The sequence below is a fragment of the Palaeococcus sp. (in: euryarchaeotes) genome, from assembly GCF_053987695.1.
In genome coordinates this window covers 1-20,743 of record NZ_JBMXHE010000021.1, presented here as the reverse complement: position 1 = coordinate 20,743, position 20,743 = coordinate 1, and the positions used below count along the sequence as shown (strand labels likewise).

22 protein-coding genes and 1 pseudogene are annotated in these 20,743 nt (G+C 43.1%); 10 read left to right on the top strand and 13 right to left on the bottom strand.

Going from position 1 to position 20,743, the window contains the following annotated elements; translation table 11 throughout:
* Positions 1 to 236, top strand: a pseudogene (locus ACXJGZ_RS01925) (hypothetical protein); the annotation flags it as partial.
* Between the two features lie 2 nt (positions 237 to 238).
* Here ACXJGZ_RS01925 and ACXJGZ_RS01920 read toward each other — a convergent pair.
* On the bottom strand, positions 239 to 613 hold the full coding sequence (locus ACXJGZ_RS01920; RefSeq protein ID WP_456398131.1) for a DUF2095 family protein: 375 nt from the start codon (positions 611 to 613) through the stop codon (positions 239 to 241).
* A gap of 72 nt (positions 614 to 685) precedes the next feature.
* Between ACXJGZ_RS01920 and ACXJGZ_RS01915 the strand changes: the two genes are divergently transcribed.
* The 3 genes from ACXJGZ_RS01915 to ACXJGZ_RS01905 all read left to right on the top strand — a co-directional run bounded on the left by ACXJGZ_RS01915 (position 686) and on the right by ACXJGZ_RS01905 (position 2,292).
* Positions 686 to 1,123: a GIY-YIG nuclease family protein gene (locus ACXJGZ_RS01915; protein WP_456398129.1), complete on the top strand. Its 438-nt coding sequence runs from the start codon at positions 686 to 688 to the stop codon at positions 1,121 to 1,123.
* 19 nt (positions 1,124 to 1,142) lie between these two features.
* Positions 1,143 to 1,907: a phosphoglycerol geranylgeranyltransferase gene (locus tag ACXJGZ_RS01910; RefSeq protein ID WP_456320720.1), complete on the top strand. Its 765-nt coding sequence runs from the start codon at positions 1,143 to 1,145 to the stop codon at positions 1,905 to 1,907.
* 139 nt (positions 1,908 to 2,046) lie between these two features.
* Complete coding sequence (locus tag ACXJGZ_RS01905) at positions 2,047 to 2,292, top strand: M55 family metallopeptidase (protein ID WP_456320721.1); 246 nt, start codon at positions 2,047 to 2,049, stop codon at positions 2,290 to 2,292.
* Positions 2,293 to 2,308: 16 nt separating this feature from the next.
* Here ACXJGZ_RS01905 and ACXJGZ_RS01900 read toward each other — a convergent pair whose 3' ends face one another.
* The 3 genes from ACXJGZ_RS01900 to ACXJGZ_RS01890 form a co-directional block, all read right to left on the bottom strand.
* Positions 2,309 to 3,049 carry a Rossmann-like domain-containing protein gene (locus ACXJGZ_RS01900; protein ID WP_456398127.1) on the bottom strand — a complete coding sequence of 247 codons (741 nt, stop codon included), beginning with the start codon at positions 3,047 to 3,049 and terminating at the stop codon, positions 2,309 to 2,311.
* A gap of 67 nt (positions 3,050 to 3,116) precedes the next feature.
* Positions 3,117 to 3,935: a dihydropteroate synthase gene (gene folP, locus ACXJGZ_RS01895; RefSeq protein WP_456398133.1), complete on the bottom strand. Its 819-nt coding sequence runs from the start codon at positions 3,933 to 3,935 to the stop codon at positions 3,117 to 3,119.
* A gap of 81 nt (positions 3,936 to 4,016) precedes the next feature.
* On the bottom strand, positions 4,017 to 4,910 hold the full coding sequence (locus ACXJGZ_RS01890; RefSeq protein WP_456398126.1) for a hypothetical protein: 894 nt from the start codon (positions 4,908 to 4,910) through the stop codon (positions 4,017 to 4,019).
* A 129-nt stretch (positions 4,911 to 5,039) separates the two neighbouring features.
* Here ACXJGZ_RS01890 and rgy point away from each other — a divergent pair, with 129 nt between their 5' ends.
* Together rgy and trmBL2 are read left to right on the top strand one after the other, a co-directional pair.
* Positions 5,040 to 8,696: a reverse gyrase gene (gene rgy / locus ACXJGZ_RS01885; protein WP_456398125.1), complete on the top strand. Its 3,657-nt coding sequence runs from the start codon at positions 5,040 to 5,042 to the stop codon at positions 8,694 to 8,696.
* Positions 8,697 to 8,968: 272 nt separating this feature from the next.
* Positions 8,969 to 9,763, top strand: coding sequence for an HTH-type transcriptional regulator TrmBL2 (trmBL2, locus tag ACXJGZ_RS01880; protein WP_456398124.1), 795 nt, complete (start codon positions 8,969 to 8,971; stop codon positions 9,761 to 9,763).
* A gap of 16 nt (positions 9,764 to 9,779) precedes the next feature.
* On the opposite strand, the gene ACXJGZ_RS01875 is transcribed toward trmBL2, so the two are convergent.
* From ACXJGZ_RS01875 to ACXJGZ_RS01865, 3 genes are read right to left on the bottom strand one after another with little or no spacing between them, the layout of a single operon-like run.
* A complete protein-coding gene (locus ACXJGZ_RS01875; RefSeq protein ID WP_293253286.1) occupies positions 9,780 to 10,016 on the bottom strand; it encodes an ArsR family transcriptional regulator in 237 nt (78 codons plus the stop codon).
* A complete protein-coding gene (locus ACXJGZ_RS01870; RefSeq protein ID WP_456326170.1) occupies positions 10,013 to 10,333 on the bottom strand; it encodes an Sjogren's syndrome/scleroderma autoantigen 1 family protein in 321 nt (106 codons plus the stop codon). Before ACXJGZ_RS01870 ends, ACXJGZ_RS01875 begins: the two co-directional genes overlap by 4 nt.
* A gap of 2 nt (positions 10,334 to 10,335) precedes the next feature.
* On the bottom strand, positions 10,336 to 11,064 hold the full coding sequence (locus ACXJGZ_RS01865; protein WP_293253292.1) for an arginase family protein: 729 nt from the start codon (positions 11,062 to 11,064) through the stop codon (positions 10,336 to 10,338).
* A 68-nt stretch (positions 11,065 to 11,132) separates the two neighbouring features.
* On the opposite strand from ACXJGZ_RS01865, the gene ACXJGZ_RS01860 reads away from it, so the two are divergent.
* The 4 genes from ACXJGZ_RS01860 (at position 11,133) to ACXJGZ_RS01845 (ending at position 14,777) form a co-directional block, all read left to right on the top strand.
* On the top strand, positions 11,133 to 11,666 hold the full coding sequence (locus ACXJGZ_RS01860; RefSeq protein ID WP_293253295.1) for an NUDIX domain-containing protein: 534 nt from the start codon (positions 11,133 to 11,135) through the stop codon (positions 11,664 to 11,666).
* A 325-nt stretch (positions 11,667 to 11,991) separates the two neighbouring features.
* Positions 11,992 to 12,993 (top strand): 2-hydroxyacid dehydrogenase, encoded by a 1,002-nt coding sequence (locus ACXJGZ_RS01855; protein WP_456320727.1) that lies wholly within the window; start codon positions 11,992 to 11,994, stop codon positions 12,991 to 12,993.
* 9 nt (positions 12,994 to 13,002) lie between these two features.
* The gene (locus ACXJGZ_RS01850) at positions 13,003 to 14,001 is read left to right on the top strand and encodes a M42 family metallopeptidase (protein ID WP_456398123.1); all 999 of its coding nucleotides are present in this window, start codon (positions 13,003 to 13,005) and stop codon (positions 13,999 to 14,001) included.
* Positions 14,002 to 14,012: 11 nt separating this feature from the next.
* Positions 14,013 to 14,777, top strand: coding sequence for a sulfite exporter TauE/SafE family protein (locus tag ACXJGZ_RS01845; protein WP_456398122.1), 765 nt, complete (start codon positions 14,013 to 14,015; stop codon positions 14,775 to 14,777).
* 160 nt (positions 14,778 to 14,937) lie between these two features.
* Here ACXJGZ_RS01845 and ACXJGZ_RS01840 read toward each other — a convergent pair whose 3' ends face one another.
* The 6 genes from ACXJGZ_RS01840 to ACXJGZ_RS01815 all read right to left on the bottom strand — a co-directional run bounded on the left by ACXJGZ_RS01840 (position 14,938) and on the right by ACXJGZ_RS01815 (position 20,394).
* Positions 14,938 to 16,071: a sodium ion-translocating decarboxylase subunit beta gene (locus tag ACXJGZ_RS01840; protein WP_456398121.1), complete on the bottom strand. Its 1,134-nt coding sequence runs from the start codon at positions 16,069 to 16,071 to the stop codon at positions 14,938 to 14,940.
* A 6-nt stretch (positions 16,072 to 16,077) separates the two neighbouring features.
* Positions 16,078 to 16,545: an acetyl-CoA carboxylase biotin carboxyl carrier protein subunit gene (locus ACXJGZ_RS01835; protein ID WP_456326162.1), complete on the bottom strand. Its 468-nt coding sequence runs from the start codon at positions 16,543 to 16,545 to the stop codon at positions 16,078 to 16,080.
* Between the two features lie 2 nt (positions 16,546 to 16,547).
* Entirely contained in the window at positions 16,548 to 16,937 is a 390-nt protein-coding gene (locus ACXJGZ_RS01830) for an OadG family protein (RefSeq protein ID WP_456320732.1), read from the bottom strand.
* 10 nt (positions 16,938 to 16,947) lie between these two features.
* Positions 16,948 to 18,516, bottom strand: a complete 1,569-nt coding sequence (locus tag ACXJGZ_RS01825; RefSeq protein WP_456398120.1) for a carboxyl transferase domain-containing protein — start codon at positions 18,514 to 18,516, stop codon at positions 16,948 to 16,950.
* A gap of 45 nt (positions 18,517 to 18,561) precedes the next feature.
* Positions 18,562 to 19,776, bottom strand: a complete 1,215-nt coding sequence (locus ACXJGZ_RS01820; RefSeq protein WP_456398119.1) for a CaiB/BaiF CoA transferase family protein — start codon at positions 19,774 to 19,776, stop codon at positions 18,562 to 18,564.
* Between the two features lie 477 nt (positions 19,777 to 20,253).
* Entirely contained in the window at positions 20,254 to 20,394 is a 141-nt protein-coding gene (locus ACXJGZ_RS01815; protein ID WP_456398118.1) for a transposase, read from the bottom strand.
* Positions 20,395 to 20,743: the final 349 nt, after the last annotated feature.

Below are 20,743 nucleotides of genomic sequence, written 5' to 3'. Positions count from 1 at the left end.
AACCGGTTAATATGTGGGGAGAGGTGGATTATTCAAAGATAAAGAGTGTGTTTGATTATCATGAGTGTACTGAATACGCGGACAATGAGAATATTACGATTAAACCAAGCACGTCTTCACGAACTCAAAAGGAAAACAAAACCGCCAATAATACATCAAAAGAAGGAATCTGCGGAACTGGCATATTGATTGTGCTCTCCCTTATGCCATTACTGCTCAAAAAACTTAAAGTCTAAGCCTAATGCTTCCCATGCTTCTCGTACCAGCCCCACTCCTTTTTTGAGCCGAAACTCCTCACGCCCTTTTTAACGAGCTGAATTCTGAGCTCTTTGGCCATCCCAGGGGTTATTTCTCCTCTCTCTTCCAGCCAGTTTATAATCTCCAGAGCTTCATCCTCGGTTTCACATCTCCTTAAGAAATCAATTACCGTGGGGCTGTAACCGGAAAAATCCTCGGGCTCTTCAACTTCCTCTTCGTTTTCACGATAAGCTTCGATACTTAGCCTCTTCCTTTCAAGCTCCCCTGCCAGATGGGGATAAGCCTTTTCAAACTCCTCTTTATCATATTCCTGCCAAGCAAACTCATCAACAGGGCGCTTCTTTTTCTTATTCATACCCTCACCTTGATTTGATATTCTCTTTGAAGGTTTATAAAGTGTGTGAGGTAAAAATTTTCAGGGATTCACATGAAGGGTTCATATTTCCTCATAATCTTGGTGGAGAGAGCCAAGAATGTGAAAACAAAGAGGAGGATTTTCTCCCTTCAAAGGGGTTATTATGTCTATGTTGGCTCCGCTATGAACTCACTCGAAAAGCGCGTCGCCCGACATTTCCGCAAAGATAAAAAGCTTCACTGGCACATTGACTTTCTCCTAAAAGAAGCCGATCTCCTAGAGGCTTACCTAATCCCAAGTGAAGAGCGTCTGGAGGAGAGGCTCTCAAGGGAAGTAGGTAGGTTTGCTCGTGGTGTAGAGGGCTTTGGGGCGAGCGACCTGCAGGGGGTGCATACAAACTTGTACTACTTTGGCGAAGCTAATCCAGAGAAAAAATTGGAGAACATTTTGAGCAATCTCGGCTTGAGGTGGAAAAGGGTTAAAAGTGAGGGAGATATTATGGAAACTTAGAAGCAAATGGGGTGTGCCTATGAAAATCGGGAAAGTTGAGTCTTACATTCATGAAAAGCTTGAGAAGGAAAAATTACACTTCGTCCTTCTTGATCCGGATGATGTCTCACCTGAACTGGCTTCAAAGCTGGCTAAAATGAGTGAAGAACTCGGCGTCGATGCTATAATGATCGGAGGCTCTACAGGAGCCGAAGGAGAAGTTCTCGACCGTGTCGTTAGGGCCATAAAGGAGAGCTCCAATCTGCCCACAATATTATTCCCGGGCTCTCACGGGGGGTTAAGCAAATATGCCGACGCTCTCTTCTTCATGAGCCTCTTAAACTCTACAAATCCCTTCTTTATAACGGGCTCCCAGGCACTCGGAGCATTTAAGGTAAAGATGTACGGACTCGAACCTATTCCAATGGCATATCTCATAATCGAGCCCGGGGAAACCGTTGGCTGGGTTGGAGATGCTAAGCCAATTCCAAGGCACAAGCCAAAGATTGCAGCGGCTTACGCTCTTGCTGGCCAGTACTTGGGAATGCGCCTCGTTTACCTCGAAGCGGGAAGCGGAGCACCAAGCCACGTGCCCAACGAGATGGTTAAAATAGTGAAGAGCGTTCTTGATGTTCCTTTAATAGTCGGCGGCGGCATTAGGAGCTACGAGGATGCAAAAGAAGTAGCAATTGCCGGCGCCGATATAATCGTGACGGGCACGGCCATAGAGAAGGCCGGCTCATTGGAGGAAGCCGAGAAGCGTTTGAGGAGCATAATCAAGGGTGTGAAGGAAGTTAAGCCTTAGCTCAAATTTTTAAACTTCTTTTGTCAAATTTATGTGGTGGTTTTATGAAGGCGTTTATATCCGTTGATTTAGAAGGTATGCCCTTTGTGCTGACCTCCTCCCCTTTGGGAGGGTTCCAACGAGCCATTGACGGGGAGGTTTGAGGGGCGCTGTTGAGAAGCTTAAGGCTGGAGAAGCCAGACCTTTAAAGACGAGCAGCCCGGTAAAAGTCGAGCTCAGGTTCCTTGGAAGTGAAATGGCAGAAACAGCTGAGCTTTTGCCATCCGTGAAAAGAATCGATGGAAAAACTGTGGAGTTTGAAGCAAGAGATGTGGTGGAAGCGTACAAAGTCTTTGAGCTGCTGGTTCTAGCGTCTGCAGGAGTAAGGGCGGTAGTGATGCGCTGAATGCTTAAATTTAAATTTAAATTTTTATCGTGTACTTCCTGTTTGCTTTTTCAAAGCCCCTGAAGCATCCGAGTTTGAGCTTTATTAGAGCTCTTTCTACGTCCAAAACTTTCATCGAGGCTAAGTGCGTAACCCCTGTTCCTCTAATGAGCTCTGGATGCACTTGGGCGCTCGGCCCCGTCAAAGCTATTAGCTCTGCATTTTTAGAGCGCTCCAGAATCATCTCAAGCGTGCCATTAGCTAAGGAGGAACCACTCACTATTACAGCGTCCATTTGAGGGAGGAGAATGTACTCAAATGAATCGCTGAAGGTCTCTCTATCACTTATCTTTGGATTGCGCTCAAAGACGTAAACTTCAAACTCTTGCTCCTTCAAAGCTTTAACTATCGGAGGCATATTTCCTATTACTGCTACCCGCTCTATTTCCCCGCTTAAAAGCCCGAGCACGTCTTTTTCCTCAGCGCCGCTTAAGTCAATATAGTACTGTGAAACCGCGTTTATCGCTGCTAATGCTAAGGTTCTCTCAATTATGTTTAAGCTATCGGCTTTTTCTATGAATGCCTCGACGCTTGTCTCTTCGATGGAGTTTCTGAAGAGCTGAATTTCCTCCGGGAGAGTCATCATAACTCCCAAAGCTTTCCCGCGCTCACCTTCAATGACCACGTAAGTGTATGGGAGGCCAAAGGAAAAGTCTAAAACACGGAAATCCTCGTGTATCATCTTTAATGCCTTTCTTTTGATGTCTTTGAACAGCATAAGCATCCCCTTGCTAAGTAGCTGTGAGAATTCTTAAGCCTTGTCATAATATTAAAAAGCGAGAGGTTCAGGGGTTAAACGTTCTCATAAACGCGGCCATCTTAACAGCATCCACAGTCTCTTTTACATCGTGAGTCCTTATTATGTGTGCGCCGTTCCAAACGGCTATTGCCGTGGCACTTAAGCTTCCTGCAAGCCTTTCCATTGGGTCTTTTCTTCCGGTGATTGCCCCGATGAACGACTTCCTTGAGACGCCCACTAAAATCGGCAGTCCAAAGACCTTTAAGAGGTTCAGGTTTGCCAGAACTTTGGAGTCCCACTCATACCAGGGCGGCCAGTTCGCCCTTAAAAAGCCTATCGCCGGGTCTATGGCTATCCCCTCAATGCCGTGTTTGTACGCAATCTGGAGGCTTTCTTCGAGGGCTTTTATAACTTCATGGACAGGGTCTTTGAAGTCCTCAACTTTCTTATGGGCGCAGACTATTACGGGAACGTCGTACTCCTTAGCTACTTTAGCCATGTTTTCGTCGCCTTTTAGGCCACTCACGTCGTTTATTATGTCTGCCCCAGCTTTTAACGCTTCTTCCGCTACCCTCGCGCTCGTGGTGTCGATACTTATTGGCACATCAACGTGCTCCCTGATTGTTTTAATCGCCCAAACTGCCCTCCTAACTTCCTCTTCAACTGGAATTTGAGTCTCCAAGTATGGTGCCGTTGATTTTGCACCAACATCTATGAAGGATGCTCCATCTTCAACCATCTTTAGAACCGTCTGGATGAGCTCTTCTTCGCTCTGCTTAACGCTTCCTTTAAAGAAGCTCTCCGGTGAAACATTTATCACTCCCATGACTTTTGGCTTGCTTAGGTCAACACCTGCAAAGCGCATGAGCATCACCATGAGATATATGTTGATAAGTTTTTTGAGTTGTCTTTTAGCTCTAAATCTCCAAATAAAAATAAAAGTTTTTCAGAACTCCAAATCAAACTCTTCCTCTATCTCTTCTTCCTTCTGCAGGACATTGTAAAACATGAATCCACCAATAGCTTGAAGTGCAATTGAAAGTGCTTGGAATGGAGCACTTACAAGCTGCAGAACTAGCTGAGGTATGAATCCTGAGCTTCCAAGGAATGCAATTCCTCCAAATGATGCTGGAATGATGGAAATCAGGATGATAGCTAAAGCCAACAGCAGTCCAAAGCCAAGTGAGGAGAGCTTTTTCCTCCATGCTAATCCTATGACCCCGAAAGCTTCCCCCATGTTCCCCTTTATCACATAGGCAGGAACTGCAGTTACGGTTATCGTGAACACATAACCGATTACCGGAAGCATCACTATCAGCAGGAGAAACACTCCCAGTATGGTTATATCCGACTTCATGGCTATCCCAAGGGCTATTAAGAGGATTCCGGGAAGAAATGCCATAAACGCTATCAATGCTGCGGCTATGTTTATTAAAATTCTAATAACCACAACAGCGGGCATCTTCTTTGTCCCTTCAATAAGAAGGGAACCCAAGGAGTATATCTCACCACTCGAGTTCAGGAGAGCTCCCTTTATGAGGGCATAAATTGCTATGCTGGCTATCACAAGTTCAATCAGTCCGCTTATGGAGGTTCTCTTCAAGAGTGTCATCAGCTGGCTTTCCTGCATTAGATTACCATACTCTTCTATTATAACATTGCCCTCCTTTTCGAAGTTTTGAAAACCCATTGGAGTCATTGGAACATCTTTGAGCATGTAAGCGTTTATAGGAGCCATTATCAGGGCGACGAGGAGGGGTATCAGGAGGAGTTTTGGGTTTCTCGTTATGAATTCAATTGTTTTTCCAAATGCTTCTATGGCACTCATCAACACCACCATAATTAGTAAAGTTTTTAGGTTTAAAAATCTTTTTGAGCTCATCCTATACACTTTTAAACACTCCACGAGTTTAAAACAACACAGATATAAGGGTTAAGCAAAAAAGTTTAAAGAGCGTAGGTGAGAATCATGAAGGCAATCTATAGAGAAATGTGCCCAAACTGCGAAGAGAGAATAAGCGATGAGCGCTTGATAATCAAACATCCATGTGAGAAATGCCTGAATGATGAGGTTTCTGTAGATGAATATTTCACTCTTCTCAAAAGCGTAAGGGATTCTCTTGCATTGCGTGGTACTCTAAAGGAATGGGAAGAACTTTATCGGGTTGAAAGTCAACTTAAAGAAGTGGAGTCGCTTTTTAATAGAACCACCGGCTATCACTTTTGGAGTGCCCAAAAGACATGGGTGAGGCGTTTAATAAAAGGAAAGAGCTTCTCTATTATAGCTCCAACAGGGATGGGGAAGAGCGTTTTTGGAACATTTATGGCAGTGTATTATGCATCAAAAGGCAAAAGGAGCTATATCGTTCTCCCAACTACTCCCCTCGTCAAGCAGACGATAAGAAGAATTCAGGAGTTTGCTGAAAAAGCGGGAATTAAGCTCAATCTTGCCTATTATCACGGTGAACTTAAAAAGAAAGAGAAAGAAGCCATGAAAGAAAAAATTGCCGGAGGAGATTTCACCATTCTCATAACTTCGGCACAGTTCCTAGCGAGAAAGTTTGAAATGCTCAAGGAGAATCGCTTTGATTTCATCTTCGTTGACGATGTGGATGCCTTTTTAAAGGCTTCAAAGAACATAGACCGCTCCCTTCTCCTTCTTGGGTTCAACGAGGAAATGATCCAAAAGGCGTGGCAGCTCATTAGATTGAGAAAACAAATAGGAAAACTCCTGAGGGGCAGGGAGAGTGAGAAAAAGCAAGAAGAACTCAGAAATACCAATGGCGAAATAAGCAGAGTGGAGAATGAAATTAAGGAGTTCATTAAAAATCATGAGAATGAGATAGGAACCCTCGTCATAGCTTCGGCAACTGGGAGAGCAAGGGGGGATAGAATAAAGCTCTACAGAGAACTCCTAGGATTTGAAGTTGGAAGTGGAAGGAGCGCCCTCAGAAACGTGGAGGATGTTTATTTAATACCCTCAAAGAGCATCGAGGAGCATCTGGAAGAGCTTCTCCCAAAACTGGGCAGAGGAGGCTTAATATTCGTTCCAACTGATCAGGGAATAGCATATGCCGAAGAGCTCGCCCAGAAGCTAAGGGATAAGGGGTTCAATATTGAGCTGGTCTCGTCTAGGAGCAAAAAAGCCCTTGAGAAGTTTGAGAGAGGCGAAGTTGATGTACTCATCGGCATGGCCAGCTATTATGGTTCCATAGTCAGGGGACTGGATTTACCCCATTTAATCAGATATGCCATCTTTACAGGTCTGCCCAAGTTTAAATTCAGCATGAATCTGGAACATCCAACGATCTACCGTATCTTGGGTTTGATCAGCGGGATATTTGACTTTTTGAGCGATGATGATAGAAGGGAGGGTGAAAAAATATATGCAAGGCTTAGGCGGCTTATCCAAACAATGCCACAGTACGAGCTCTTAAAAATTGAGGAGGCACTGGCAGAGGGTTTGCCCCTGGAGGGATATCACAATCATGTTCTTGAGGTTTTCAAACAGGCTGTTGAGTTCTTAAGGAATGTGCTCAAAAAGGAGGAGGTTCTCAAAAAAATCGAAGAAGATCCCTTTGTGAGCCTCCATAAAGAGGGAGAGACGCTATACATAGAAATCCCTGATGTTAGAACATACATACAGGCTAGCGGAAGAACATCGAGGCTCTTCGCGGGTGGAATTACCAAGGGTCTGGCAATATCAATCGTGGATAACTTAAAGATTTTCAACGGCATGAGGAGACAGCTGAAGTGGCGCTTCCCCGAATTTGAGTGGAAGAGTCTTGAAGAGCTTGATTTGGAGAGTTTACTCAAAGAGATCGACGAAGACAGGGAGAAGGTAAAAGGTGTTATAGAGGGAAAACTGGTCTATAAAAAGCTTGATCTGGTGAAATCCTCACTTTTGATTGTAGAATCACCCAATAAAGCCAGAACCATAGCGAACTTCTTTGGACAGCCAAGCAAGAGGAGAATCGGAGATTTGACAGCTTATGAAGTGAGCACGGGAGATAGAATGCTCATAATACTGGCTAGCGGTGGGCACATGTTTGATCTAACCACGATGGAAGGATACCATGGAGTTGAAATCAGAGACAACAATGGAAAACTCTTTTTTGTTCCCATATATGATACCATAAAGCGCTGTCGTGATTGTGGCCATCAGTTTGTGGACTGGGAAGAAAAAGGGATCTGTCCAAGGTGTGGCTCGAAAAATGTACGGGATGCACTCCAAAATGTAAAAGCCATGCGTGATCTTGCTCAGGAAGTTGATGAGGTTTTAATAGGCACCGACCCCGATGTGGAAGGAGAGAAGATAGCATGGGATATAAGAAACGTCCTGAGTCCCTATACCCCAAACATAAAACGCATAGAATTTCATGAGGTCACGAGACCCGCCATTCTCAGGGCGATAGAAAATGCGAGGGATATTAACGAGCAGAGGGTCAATGCACAGCTTGTGAGGCGTATAGAGGATAGATGGATAGGATTTGAGCTCAGCAAAATACTGCAAGAGGTCTTTGAAAATTACAACCTATCGGCGGGTAGGGTTCAGACACCGGTTTTAGGATGGATAATCCAGAGGTACAAAGAATTCAATGAGAGCAAGACGAATTTTGTGGCATTAACCCTCGAAAATGACCTGCACGTTCTTTTGGAGGGTGTGAAAGAGGATGTGGAAGAGGTCGTGGTTGAGGAAGTTGAGCTCGAAGAGAGGAATGTCAACCCATATCCACCTTATACCACGGATACAATGCTCCAGGATGCCTCGCGCTTTTTAAAGCTCTCAGCACCTCAAACGATGAGACTGGCACAGGATCTCTTTGAACTGGGTTTAATCACATACATGAGGACTGACTCAACCCACGTGAGTACAGCGGGGATAGGGATAGCGAAAGAGTACATAATCGATGAAATCGGCGATGAGTACTTCAAACCGAGGCCCTGGGGGGAGGAGGGTGCCCATGAATGTATCCGTCCCACACGCCCTCTGGACACAGGTAGATTGCTCCAGCTGGTCAAGGATGGGATTATAATACTCGCAAAGCCCTTAACGAGGAACCACTTCCGTCTATATGATATGATATTCAGACGTTTCATGGCTTCTCAAATGCCTGCTGCAAAAGTCCTCTACGAAAGGGCACTAATTGACGCAAAAATAACGAAAGCACATGTGGAAGGTTACGTTGAGGTGCTCTACGATGGATGGAGCAGAATAAAACCCCTACCAATGTGGAAGATTCCAAAGCTGAAAACAGGAGAGAAGCTTAAAGTCAGGGAGATAAAGAAATGGAAGGCACCAAAAGTTCAGCTCTACACCCAGGGAGATATAATAGCCATGATGAAGGAGCGCAAGATAGGAAGGCCCTCGACGTATGCAAAGATAGTCCAGACTCTGCTCTCCAGATACTATGTTATAGAGACAAAGGGACGCAAGAGACTTGTTCCAACGGAACAGGGGATCAAGGTTTATCATTATCTCCTGAGCAAATACAAGGACTTAGTAAGTGAGGAAAAAACTAGAAAACTTGAAGAAATCATGGATCTAATCGAAGCCGGAAAGGCTGACTACCAGGAGGCATTAAATGAAACGTATAATGAGATCAAATATTACATAAAGGGATAAATATCACGAAAGTAATGAACATCTAGAGCATCTCTTGTTCCTATTTTTTACAATAGTAATTTCATATTCCTTTAAAAAGTTAGCATTGGGCGACCATAAGGCTTAAATTTGATAATAGTAATATAATTGTATAGCCATGCAACTTCCCTAATATCCCATATTAGTATTTCACGATTTTGTCATCTAGATAACATAATAAACTATGTAAAGTATAGAAACTTTTATATAGGTGTTTAACCAGATAATTGACAGAAATATGGTGGTGGTAAAAAATGGTAAAGGACAGGATGGTAGATCTTTTACAAGAGCATTTTGAACTAAACTTATACGAAGCTAGGGCATATGTGGCTTTGGTAGCCTTTGGTGTTTTGACCCCTGCCGAGCTTGCAAGTGTCTCTGAAGTCCCTGCTCCAAGGACATACGACGTTTTGAGGAGCCTTGAGAAGAAGGGCTTCGCTATCGGACAGCCAGGAAAAGCCAACAAATACAGGCCCGTTCACCCAACGAACATACTTGAGAAATTCATTGAGGACTGGCAGGAGCGCATAAAAGACGAGCTTGAAGCTAAGAGAAAAGCCAAGGAAGAACTTATAGAGCTTATGAAACCCTTGATCGAGACAGAGATTCCGAAATACGGTGTTGAAAGAGTTTGGGTTGTCAGAGGAATAAGGAATTCCACACTCAAAACAAGAGAAATGCTTGAAAGCGTTGAGAAGGAGATACTCCTGGCCGACGATGGATTCCTAGCCTCCAATTTGGAAGACGACTTAGCCAAAGCTGTAGAAAAAGGTATTAGCCTGAAGCTTGTTGTTACAGCACCAGTGCTCGAGAGATTGAAGCTCAGCAAACTTATGGATCTCTACAAGAATGGCAAGATTGAACTCAGGGTAATAGACAAAATGGAGCTTCCAATGATGATATGCGACGAGGAGGTCTTTTTTGCACTTGAGGATCTCGCAGCAAGATACTTCAACTACGAGACCCAGGTCTGGATCAAGGACCATAGAGTCGTTGATCTCTTTAAGAGCAGGTTCAATGAATACTGGGAAAATGGAAAGAAAGTTTGATTTTCTCTTTTAAATTTTAGAAAGAGGTGGATCCGTAAAACTCCTTTTCGAGCTTCTTTTCTTCCTCGCTGACCTCCTTAATCTTCCAGTATATCTTTCCTTCTCTTTCGAAGCTCTCAACTTTTCCCTGCTCTGAAAGCCTCATCAATACTTTTCTAACTTCCAGAACTTTTAGATTCGTTTTTTCTGCAATTCCTTCAACTGTAAGTCCCTCTTCTCCTTCCAAACTTTCTAAAACTTTCAAATGTTTCATTCCAATCCCTCCAATTTCTTATAATGTTCGAGAATCCTAATTAGTCTTTCGATTATCTCAAGGTGCTCCTTCATCTCCCCGGGATCTTCAGGCAGGTTATTTATGAGGATTTTTATTCTCTCCATTAAAATTTCTTCTATACCACGCATATCCTTCTTTCTCTGCTGTTCCCGATACTCACACACAGGACAAAAAATTCGACCGTTCTTTTCAAAGAGCGGAGAACCACACTTAGGACAGTGCTTGTCGAGCATTTTTGCACCTGAAAGCAGTAGGGGGGCTATTATCTTCCTAATCTCCTCACTGGTCAGTGCCATACTCACTCCTCCGTCAAAAGTCTATAAACATCGATAAGGGCTTTCTTTCCCAAGCGGGACCTTCTTATTTTATCGGATATCTCAGCTATATCAAAAGCTATTATTCTAAAGTTTTCTTTTATGGCATTCAAGATCTCCAAGAGTTCTTCTGCATTTAATTCACCATGTTGAAAGCGTGAAATTTTATATTCGGGCTTTAAAACATCCAGATCAACCGTTAGATATATTTCTTCCCCTAAATACTTCTTGGCTTCTTTTATAACTCTCTCAACCCCATGAACTTGCAGGTTTACGTATCCCTTCCATCCTCTGTTCGTCTTTCTGCTTCTGTTCAGCGCAGGGAAAATTTTCACTCGCCTATCCCACAGCTGCGTTCTAGGAGTGGAGGGTATCATAAGGGTGGCTCCTATTACTGCCGCCCTGTTTATAACCTTCTCTTCGAGGGCAAATGCAAGCCAGGACCCGTGATCCAGATAATCATGCATGAGGTCCGTATGAGCGTCTATGCTTAGTACACTTCTCGGTCTGAGCTTCTTTAAGATGCCATATGTTGCAAGGTGCTCTCCAATGATGTAAGCATTATCCAGAGGGAGGCTCGAGGGCAGCAGTTCCACATTATTTGATTCAACAATTATGTAATTGTCTAATAAATTGTTCTTTTTGAGCAGATTTAAAACGTAAAGCACCCCTTCTTTGCTGGGCTTCTCCCCAAAGGGTACAATTGTGGTCATGATCTCACCAGATTTAAATCATTTTAAAAGCTTTTAAACTTTAGCAAAGAGCTTTTGTTGGTGATACTATGGAAAGGTACACATTTTTAATAAAAGCGCCCCATGGTTATAATGTTGAAAAGATAAGCGAAAAAGTTAGAGAGTTTGTGAAAAACAATTTTGGGAACGAGGTGAAAGTGGAAGTCTACAGATGCATAGGGCTAACCGTTGATATAGTGATTCTATACAAAAATGGCATTGTTCTAATAAGACGTAAAAATTATCCTTATAAGAACTATTGGGCTATCCCGGGAGGTTTCGTAGAATATGGTGAAAAGGTCGAGGAAGCAGCTATTCGAGAGGCAAAGGAAGAAACGGGATTGGATGTAAAGCTGGTAGGATTGATCGGGGTTTACAGTGACCCGAATAGAGATCCCAGAGGACACACTGTTACCACGGCATTTCTTGCTTTGGGAAATGGAGAGCTAAAAGGAGGAGATGATGCAAAGGAAGCCCGGGTTTTTGGTGTTAATGAGATTGAAGCACTGCCTCTGGCATTTGACCATGGAAAGATACTTGCGGATGCCATCCAGAAGGCACGCGAACTAAAATTAGTTCGTTGAATCATCTAAAAGTTGATTGCATTTTCTTTTGAAAGCCTCGGGATAGGGATTCTAAAATCGGCATTCGAGCAGAAACTCTTGCAACGTAACAGTGCCTTGGAGAGGTTTCCCTGCAGGGAAGACTCTCGTGAGCGTATTCATACTGTTAGGATATCAGGAGTTTTCTTTTGCTTTTTGGTATAATTTTGTTAGTCTTGTTAGGTGTGCCGCTTGGTGATATAATTAAATGGCTTCAGGAGGTGATACCCAAGTTATCCTGACAGTATGCTATAAGTGGCGGAAAACTTATTAGTTCGTTTCGATGAATATCTAATTAGGTGATGAGATGAGACCGAAAGTCTTGGTTCTTTTCAATATGAAGAGCAAGCCTCTGGAGGAACTCAAGAGGTTCTGTGATGTGGATGTTATGGTGTATCCCAAGAAGAAGGATATTATGGAAGTTATTGAAAATTATGACGCCCTTATAGTTTCTCCTCTTAATAGAGTGGACAGAGATCTCATAGCACGGGGAAGCAGACTAAAGGTGATAAGCGCACATTCCGCAGGATATGATCACATAGACATTGAAGAAGCTACCAGAAGGGGAATATATGTAACAAAGGTCAGCGGAGTTTTGAGTGAAGCTGTTGCCGAGTTTGCCCTCGGACTGACCATAGCCCTTCTTAGAAAAATCGCCTACTCCGATAAGTTCATTAGAAGGGGAAAATGGAAGAGTCATACAGAGGTATGGGGATGGTACAAGGATACCACAACTCTCTATGGAAAGAAAGTTGGAATTCTCGGTATGGGCTCCATAGGGAAGAACATAGCCCGAAGAGCAAAAGTCTTTGGCACGGACATTCTTTACTGGAGCAGATCAAGAAAGAGGGACATCGAAGAGGAGGTCGATGCAAAATGGCTGCCCCTGGATGACGTGCTTAAAGAGAGCGACATAGTTATCCTTGCACTTCCATCAACCCCGGAGACATACCATATAATAAATGAGGAAAAGCTGGAGTTCCTGGAGGGTAAATACCTAGTGAACATTGGAAGGGGAACCCTCGTGGATGAGAGAGCTGTCATAAGGGCCCTCGAAGAGGGAAAACTAAAGGGATTTGCCACGGATGTCTATGAAAGGGAGCCTGTTCAGGAGAGCGAACTCTTTGATATGGAATGGAATACAGTTCTAACCCCACACCATGCAGGATTAGCAATAGAGGCAATAGAGGATATGGGGTTCCAGGCAGTTAGGAATCTCTTGACAGTCCTCAGGGGAAAAATCCCAGAGGATCTTGTGAATAGTGATGTTCTAGGTGTTAGAAATGTTAAAGATGTGAAAATGCTCTGAGGTGATATCATGAAGCATCTGATAAATGAGCTTAAGGAGATAACTCAAGTTCCAGGAATTTCTGGTTATGAAGATAGGGTTAGAGAAAAGCTCATTGAGTGGATCGAGCCCTTTGCGGATTACCATGTGGATAGGATAGGAAATCTCGTGGTTGAGCTCGGTGAGGGAGAGGAGGAAATACTCTTCATGGCACATATGGATGAGATAGGGCTTTTAATAACCGGAATTACGAAGGATGGGAAGCTCAAATTCAGAAAGATTGGGGGAATTGATGATAGGCTCCTTCTGGGCCGGCATGTAGATGTTATAACCTCCGGAGGTGTGCTTGATGGTGTTATAGGGGTTACTCCAGTTCATCTAAATCTCCAGAGGAAGTTTGAAACCGTACCATGGCATGACCTTGAAATCGACATTGGGGCGGAGAACAGGGAAGAAGCCCTTGAACTCGTTAAACCCCTGGATTTTGCCGTCTTCAAGAAGCACTTTGGGATTTTAAATGGAAAATACATTACCACGCGCTCTCTTGACGACCGCTTTGGAATCGTCGCCCTCTTTGAAGCTATTAAGGATCTGGTGGATCACGAGCTCGACGGAAAGATAATCTTTGCCTTCACGGTTCAGGAGGAAATCGGACTCAAAGGTGCCAGATTTTTAGCGGAGCATTACTCACCGAAGTATGCCATAGCGGTAGACAGCTTTGCCTGTTGCTCCTTTTTAACGGGGGATGTGCATCCGGGAGGAGGAGCACTCATAAGAGCCGTGGACAATTCGGCAGTGTACACCCACTCCCTGGGCCGGAAAGTGTGGAAAATCGCGGAGAGGAATGCAATACCAATTCAAATAGGGGTCACGGGCGGAGGAACGGACGCTTCAGTGTTCCAGCACAAGAGTGATATCCTTGCTCTGAGTGTGCCCATAAAATATCTCCACTCCGAAGTGGAGATGTTACACCTGGGAGATTTGAGTAATCTAATAAAACTCATCCAGGCGCTGGCGTTTGAGCTTTAGGGGGGAGGCACTTGCTAAAATACATAGGCTATCTTGGAGTCGGGATATTCATAGGAATTCTTGCTGCAATGTTTGGGCTTGGAGGGGGATTTTTGATAGTGCCTGTTTTAAACCTCCTTGGGGTGGAGATTCATCATGCCGTTGGAACAAGCTTAGCAGCAATTCCATTTACATCTCTTTCGGCAGTTATTGTATATTTTAGGCAAAAAAGGATCCATTATAAATCTGGAATATCGCTAGCGTTTCCTTCTATCCTAGGAGCATATATTGGTGCTTGGTTAACCTCTTATCTCAGTTCTAATGTTCTAAAAGTATTTTTTGGAATGGCATTATTTTTTGTCTCTATCAAAATGTTTAGAGGAAGGAGTATTGAAGTGCACCAAATTACTCTTGAAGAGCTCAAGCCAAATTATGTATTGCTATCCATTTGGGGATTTATGGTTGGAATTCTCTCAGGACTTTTAGGATTTGGGGGAGGAGCAATTAATGTTCCTTTTTTAGTGTATCTGGGCTTTCCTATACATTATGCTGTAGCTACTTCAATTTTTGCAACCTTTTTTACAGGTATGAGTGGAGCAATAAAGCATTATGCACTCGGAAACATTGAAGTTCAATGGTTGTTAGTTTTAATTCCTGGCTTAATCATAGGAGCACAAATAGGAGCAAGAACTGCAAAAAGAATAAAAGCCCACAATTTGAAAACAGCTTTCGCTGTAGTGCTAGCGTTTCTAGCCATTAGAATGATCCTAAAAGGACTTGGATTTAGTATTCCATAAGGTTCTTCACTTCCTTTGTTTTTTGTTTATTTTCAGTTAAATAAGTTTTAAAGAAAATCATTATTATTTCAAAATTAATAATTGCATCTAATATCTCAAAATCAATCTTGATGTTATAATTTCCTGTTTTTTCGATTTTCTCACCCCCACTTCAATTTTGCTAACCAAGTACTGAGAGTAGGACTCCAGCTGCCACTGCCGTTCCAATTACACCAGCAACGTTTGGACCCATTGCATGCATTAGTATGAAATTCCCGGGATCCTCTTTTGCTGCAATCTTTTGGACAACTCTGGCACTCATTGGAACCGCTGAAACTCCAGCCGCTCCAATCATTGGATTAATCCTCCCACCACTAACCTTCATCATGAGTTTTCCTAGCAAAACCCCACCAGCAGTTGCTGAAGCAAAAGCCACAACACCCAAACCCAGAATCATGAGAGTCTTCACCGTCAAGAATGACTCCGCCTGCATTGTTGAACCAACACCCAAACCAAGGAATATGGTGACAATATTCATGAGTTCTTCCCTGGCAGCTTTGCTGAGCCTCTCAACAACGCCACTCTCTCTAAAGAGGTTTCCAATCATAAGCATTCCAACTAACGGAGCCGCTGAAGGCACAAGAAGGCCAATAATTATCATTGAAGCTATTGGGAAGATGACCTTTTCCCTCTTTGAAACTGGTCTTAATTGCTCCATTCTAATTTTTCTCTCTTCTGAAGTCGTTAATGCCTTGATAACCGGAGGCTGAATTATTGGTACGAGACTCATGTAAGAGTAAGCGGCCACGGCAGTTGCACCGAGTAAGTGAGGAGCAAGTTTGGTTGTTAAATAAATTGTAGTTGGCCCGTCAGCACCACCAATGATACCAATTGAAGCTGCCTCTTGAAGGTTAAAACCCAAAGCAACTGCAGTAAGCATTGCAATAAAAACACCAATTTGAGCCGCTGCTCCAAGCAAGGCAGTCTTTGGGTCAGCAATCATTGGACCAAAGTCTGTCATTGCCCCAAGACCGAAAAAGATTAACAATGGCACGACTTCCGTGTCAATGAGGTAATGCTTTATTAAGTAAAACAATCCTGGATGGTGTGGATCAGCGCTTAAAATACCAGTCAGTGGGAGATTTACCAGCACTGCACTTATACCAATTGGTAGTAACAGGAGGGGCTCCATCTCATACTTTATGGCTAAATACACCAAAGTAAACCCAACGAGAATCATTACCACATTCCCGATGGTTAAGTGGAAAATGCCAATGTTAGTGAAGAAGTCAATTAATGCTTGTTCAATTCCCATTTCCCATCACCCGAGCTCGATTAATGCTTGTCCCGTGTCTACTGTTTCGCCTTCTTTTACGAGGATTTTCTTTACGATACCATCCTTTGGTGAGGGGATTTCATTCTCCATCTTCATTGCTTCTAAAACAAGCAAACCTTGCCCCACTTTAACTTGATCACCCTCCCTAACTAAAACACGCAAAATCTTACCGGGCATAGGCGCAGTAACAACACTCTCACCACTAACAGAGGGTGTAGGAGCATTAGGAACTTCAACAGGAGCCGCAGGAGCCGAAGTTGGAGCTGTTACAGGTGCTGAGGGAGCCTGCGCTTGAGCCGGCATCTCCATGGCACTCAATGGAATTCCTAAGTCCTTAGCCTCGACCTCGTAACTTTCTCCTTCAAAGCTTACTTTGAACTTTTCTCCATCTAATTCTTCAACTTCAACCTCATAAGGAACACCATCAACGATGACTTTAACTTTTCCCTTCATTGTTACCATGCCCCCATTTCATAATTAAAGTTTTCAACTTCCTCAATTTGGGATTGAACACCATACAAACGCCAAGCATCTGAAGGTTTCTCCCTAAAGGGTAGAGACCTAAGCTGAGCCCTCTTCTCAGCAAGATACGCCAAAATTGCAGCAGTTATTATCGCAAGCTTCTTTGGTTCAATTGAGGGCTTTTCTTCAACTTTCGGCTTGGCTTCCTCTTTTATCTTTGCTCTGGATTTTACTTCTTTGGGTTTTTCCCTCTCGAGTAGTACTCTCTCCAAGTATCCAATGCCGTACATGGCTAGGGCCAATATCGTCAGCACTGCAAAGACTACTGTAACGCCCAAAATGGTAATATAAAAGCCCTCAAGGAAAGATGTCCAAGCAGCCATTTCCTGCACCTCACAGTGGAATGTTACCATGCTTCTTTGGTGGAAGTTTCACGCGCTTGCTCTCCAAGGCTTCCAACGCCATGATTATCCTTCCTCTCGTTTCCGCCGGGTCAATCACGTCATCAACATAACCCCTGCTTGCGGCAATGTATGGGTTAGCGAACTTCTCCCTATACTCTCTAATCTTCTGCTGCCTGTATTCCTCTGGATTCTCCACCTTAGCAATCTCCTTCCTAAAAATAATGTTCGTAGCCCCCTCTGGTCCCATAACAGCAATCTCAGCTGTTGGCCATGCGAAGATAAAGTCAGCTCCAAGGTGTTTTGAAGCCATTCCAATATAAGCTCCACCATAGGCTTTTCTTAAAATAACCGTAACCATTGGGACGGTTGCTTCTGAGTAAGCGTAAAGCACTTTCGCACCGTGCCTTATGATTCCACCATACTCCTGCTGCACTCCCGGCAGGTAACCGGGCACGTCAACGAGCGTGACAATTGGAATGTTGAAGGCGTCACAAGTTCTAACAAATCTCGCTATCTTATCGGAGCTGTCTATGTCAAGAACTCCCGCTAAGTGAATTGGGTTGTTTGCCACGATTCCAACCGTTTGTCCATTCATTCTTCCAAAGCCGACAACAGCATTTGGCGCGTAGTATGGAAGTATTTCAAGGAAATCGGGATTTCCATTGGCGTCTCTGTCCACTATTTCGTAAATAACTTGCCTAACGTCATAACCCTTGTTAGGATCATCTGGAACTATCTCGTAAAGCTTGTCACTTTTTCTAAAGGGCGAATCGCTTGCCTTAACCCTTGGTGGCTTCTCCATATTGTTTGATGGCAAGTAACTTAAGAGTCTTCTGATGAGCATAAGTACCTCTTCATCACTCTTGCTGATTAAGTGAGCTTGACCACTCTTTTGTGCGTGAACCATTGCACCGCCCAATTGGGCTGGTGAGACTTCCACTCCAGTGACGGCCTTAACTACTTGTGGTCCTGTAATGAACATGAAGCTTGCTGGATTATCAACCATGAGGATAAAATCACCTATAGCAGGACTGTAAACCGCCCCACCAGCACATGGACCCATTATCGCGGTTATTTGGGGGACCACTCCACTTAAAATTGTGTTCATCTTGAAGATTCCACCGTAGCCTTTAAGGGCGTCAACTCCCTCTTGGATTCTTGCCCCGCCAGAATCGTTAAGCCCTATTATTGGGGCTCCGGCTTCTAAAGCTAACTCCATAATGCGTTTTATTTTTGCAGCGTGCATTTCTCCAAGAGAACCACCCATAACAGTGAAGTCTTGCGCGTAAACAAAGACGAGTCTTCCATCGATTGTTCCATATCCGGTTATTACTCCATCGGCCGGGAGTTCCATCTTATCAAGGCCGAATTCAGTGTTCCTATGCTTAACGAAGGCTCCAAGTTCAACAAAGCTCCCAGGATCTAGCAATTTCTCGATTCTCTCTCTTGCAGTGAGCTTTCCTTTTTCATATTGCCTTTGTACTCTGTCTTTTCCTCCCATTTCAAGGATCTTCCCCCTCTTTTCATAAAGTTCCCTAACTTTCTCTTCCATACTCATAAGAAACTACCTCCCTGATTAGACTAAAAATTAAAACAAAAAGACTCAGCCAACTTTTATTACTCCTTTTTCAGCTAGTTCGTTTATTTTTTTCTCATCATAACCCAAGAGACTTCTTAAAACTTCTTTTGTGTGCTCTCCAAGTAGAGGTGCTGGGGCTGGAGTATACTCTCTCCTTTTCAAAAAGGAGAACATTAAGGGATTCCCTGCAGTTCTAACTTTCCCAACTTTTGGCTGGTCAACCTCAACTATCATACCCCTATAATTGACGTTCGGATCTTCTACAACGTTCTTCACTGTATTTACAGGTCCGCAAGGAACGCCCGCTTCCCTTAGTATTTTAATTATTTCTGCTACAGAGAGACTCTTAGTCCATTCTGTTAAAATCTTCTTAAGTTCGTCGTAATTCTCTACTCTGGTTTTATTTGTTTTATACTTGGGATGATTTATTAGCTCTTCTTTTCCAATAGCTTTACAGAATCTCTGCCACAACGAATCGTTACCTACCCCTATTACCACCCATCCATCTTTTGTCTCAAATACATCAAATGGAGCAATGGACGGATGCCTACTTCCAATTCTTTTTGGAATCTCCCCTGTTAGTGTATATCTCACCACTGCATTTTCTAAAACTGAAACAATGGAATCTACCATTGAGACGTCTATTCTACTTCCTTCCCCAGTTTTTTCTCTCTTGTAAATTGCTGCTAAGATTCCTATTGCCGCATACATTCCTGCAAATATATCTGCTACAGAGGCTCCCACTCTAGTTGGTGGGCCATCCGGTTGTCCTGTTATGTCCATGAGGCCTCCATAAGCTTGAGCAATGATATCATACCCTGGAAGTCCTTTATATCCCGGAGCAGTATCGTTCCCAAAACCACTTATTGAAACGTGTATTATATCAGGCTTAATTTGCTTCAGGCTTTCATAGTCCAACCCCAACTTCTTTAGGGTTCCTGGCCTGAAATTCTCTAGAAACACATCACTATTCTTAATGAGTCCTTTTACAATTTCTACTCCCTCAGGAGTTTTTAAATTAACTGCAATACTTTTTTTGTTTCTGTTTATGCTGATAAAATAACCACTTTGGTCATCCACAAAAGGCCCAAAGCTTCTGCTGTCATCCCCAATGTCAGGTCGTTCTATCTTGATAACTTCTGCACCCAAATCTGCCAGTATCATACTACAGTAAGGAGCTGTCAGGACATGTTCCAATGCCACTACCCTTATTCCTTTTAAAGGGAGAATGTCTTTCATGTTCCCACCTTCAATCTCTTTATTTTCTTTATTTTCAAAACTTTTCTCTGTTTTTCTTAAAATCATTAACTAAATTAATTTAAGAAAAATCGAACAAGCAGCATTTCGTTTTAAAATTTTTATCAAACACCTACCCAGCATCTTAACTTGCATTTCTATTTATTGAGTTTCTCATAATGACCTTAGTTCTTATTGTATGCTTATTGTACAGGAGCGTTCGTGAGTGGGCAGTAAGGTCTTTAAAGTTTAACTGCAGATATAAAAATGGGGGCATAATGTTTGAATAACAAAAAATAGCACGAGAGAAGAATTAATTATGTTATAAAAGTTATATGAAAATTCAAGAATAACGTATAAACAATTAAGTAAAGGATGTAGTATGAGCACTGTCTCGTGCTATAATAAAGTCGAAGATATGGAAGAAAGGGATCATTAGATTGTTACAATAGAAGTGAATCCAAAAGCGTTGGGATATTATCAGCAACCAACTGCACCTGGCTCAAATAACCAGAAAACATCCCTGAAAACCTGTGAATCATGCCGAGAGCCTTCAGTAACGCGCAGTGAAACTATAGTTCTGGATTCCAGGTCGTAAAGAACATGCCGTTTACGGACCATGTCGCTAGTCTTCTGGAGGTTTTTTAATCCCGTGGAGTGTGCAGCGAGTTTGCTGGTGTTTGTCTGCTCCAGAATCAGCTTGTTGAGGTTTGATAAGTATTCTGGTGTTATTTTCTTCTGGCCCCTGTTTAGGGTTTGTCTGTCCGGGATTTGGGTTAAATTCAGTTCTTTTTTAATCCAGTCGGTTGTTCTGTCGGCGTAGGATTATCAGAGTATTAGGAGTGTTATGGTTTTTGGTAAGTCATAAATTGCGTTTTTGAGTGGTGTGCTTGGAGGTTTCTTTCTCGCGGCATGGTTTATTGCTCTCCTTCTGACTTAAAAAACTTCACCCCTGATTTCGCTCCAACCT

What these genes read in the sequence shown, in the direction of transcription:
- ACXJGZ_RS01860 (WP_293253295.1), top strand. Translation starts at nt 11,133, where the DNA reads ATGGAAAGGTACACATTTTTAATAAAAGCGCCCCATGGTTATAATGTT.
- ACXJGZ_RS01875 (WP_293253286.1), bottom strand. Translation starts at nt 10,016, where the DNA reads ATGAAACATTTGAAAGTTTTAGAAAGTTTGGAAGGAGAAGAGGGACTT.
- ACXJGZ_RS01835 (WP_456326162.1), bottom strand. Translation starts at nt 16,545, where the DNA reads ATGAAGGGAAAAGTTAAAGTCATCGTTGATGGTGTTCCTTATGAGGTT.
- ACXJGZ_RS01840 (WP_456398121.1), bottom strand. Translation starts at nt 16,071, where the DNA reads ATGGGAATTGAACAAGCATTAATTGACTTCTTCACTAACATTGGCATT.
- ACXJGZ_RS01815 (WP_456398118.1), bottom strand. Translation starts at nt 20,394, where the DNA reads ATGGTCCGTAAACGGCATGTTCTTTACGACCTGGAATCCAGAACTATA.
- rgy (WP_456398125.1), top strand. Translation starts at nt 5,040, where the DNA reads ATGAAGGCAATCTATAGAGAAATGTGCCCAAACTGCGAAGAGAGAATA.
- ACXJGZ_RS01890 (WP_456398126.1), bottom strand. Translation starts at nt 4,910, where the DNA reads ATGGTGGTGTTGATGAGTGCCATAGAAGCATTTGGAAAAACAATTGAA.
- ACXJGZ_RS01830 (WP_456320732.1), bottom strand. Translation starts at nt 16,937, where the DNA reads ATGGCTGCTTGGACATCTTTCCTTGAGGGCTTTTATATTACCATTTTG.
- ACXJGZ_RS01865 (WP_293253292.1), bottom strand. Translation starts at nt 11,064, where the DNA reads ATGACCACAATTGTACCCTTTGGGGAGAAGCCCAGCAAAGAAGGGGTG.
- ACXJGZ_RS01920 (WP_456398131.1), bottom strand. Translation starts at nt 613, where the DNA reads ATGAATAAGAAAAAGAAGCGCCCTGTTGATGAGTTTGCTTGGCAGGAA.
- folP (WP_456398133.1), bottom strand. Translation starts at nt 3,935, where the DNA reads ATGCGCTTTGCAGGTGTTGACCTAAGCAAGCCAAAAGTCATGGGAGTG.
- ACXJGZ_RS01820 (WP_456398119.1), bottom strand. Translation starts at nt 19,776, where the DNA reads ATGAAAGACATTCTCCCTTTAAAAGGAATAAGGGTAGTGGCATTGGAA.
- ACXJGZ_RS01825 (WP_456398120.1), bottom strand. Translation starts at nt 18,516, where the DNA reads ATGAGTATGGAAGAGAAAGTTAGGGAACTTTATGAAAAGAGGGGGAAG.
- ACXJGZ_RS01850 (WP_456398123.1), top strand. Translation starts at nt 13,003, where the DNA reads ATGAAGCATCTGATAAATGAGCTTAAGGAGATAACTCAAGTTCCAGGA.
- ACXJGZ_RS01910 (WP_456320720.1), top strand. Translation starts at nt 1,143, where the DNA reads ATGAAAATCGGGAAAGTTGAGTCTTACATTCATGAAAAGCTTGAGAAG.
- ACXJGZ_RS01855 (WP_456320727.1), top strand. Translation starts at nt 11,992, where the DNA reads ATGAGACCGAAAGTCTTGGTTCTTTTCAATATGAAGAGCAAGCCTCTG.
- ACXJGZ_RS01900 (WP_456398127.1), bottom strand. Translation starts at nt 3,049, where the DNA reads ATGCTGTTCAAAGACATCAAAAGAAAGGCATTAAAGATGATACACGAG.
- ACXJGZ_RS01870 (WP_456326170.1), bottom strand. Translation starts at nt 10,333, where the DNA reads ATGGCACTGACCAGTGAGGAGATTAGGAAGATAATAGCCCCCCTACTG.
- ACXJGZ_RS01915 (WP_456398129.1), top strand. Translation starts at nt 686, where the DNA reads ATGAAGGGTTCATATTTCCTCATAATCTTGGTGGAGAGAGCCAAGAAT.
- trmBL2 (WP_456398124.1), top strand. Translation starts at nt 8,969, where the DNA reads ATGGTAAAGGACAGGATGGTAGATCTTTTACAAGAGCATTTTGAACTA.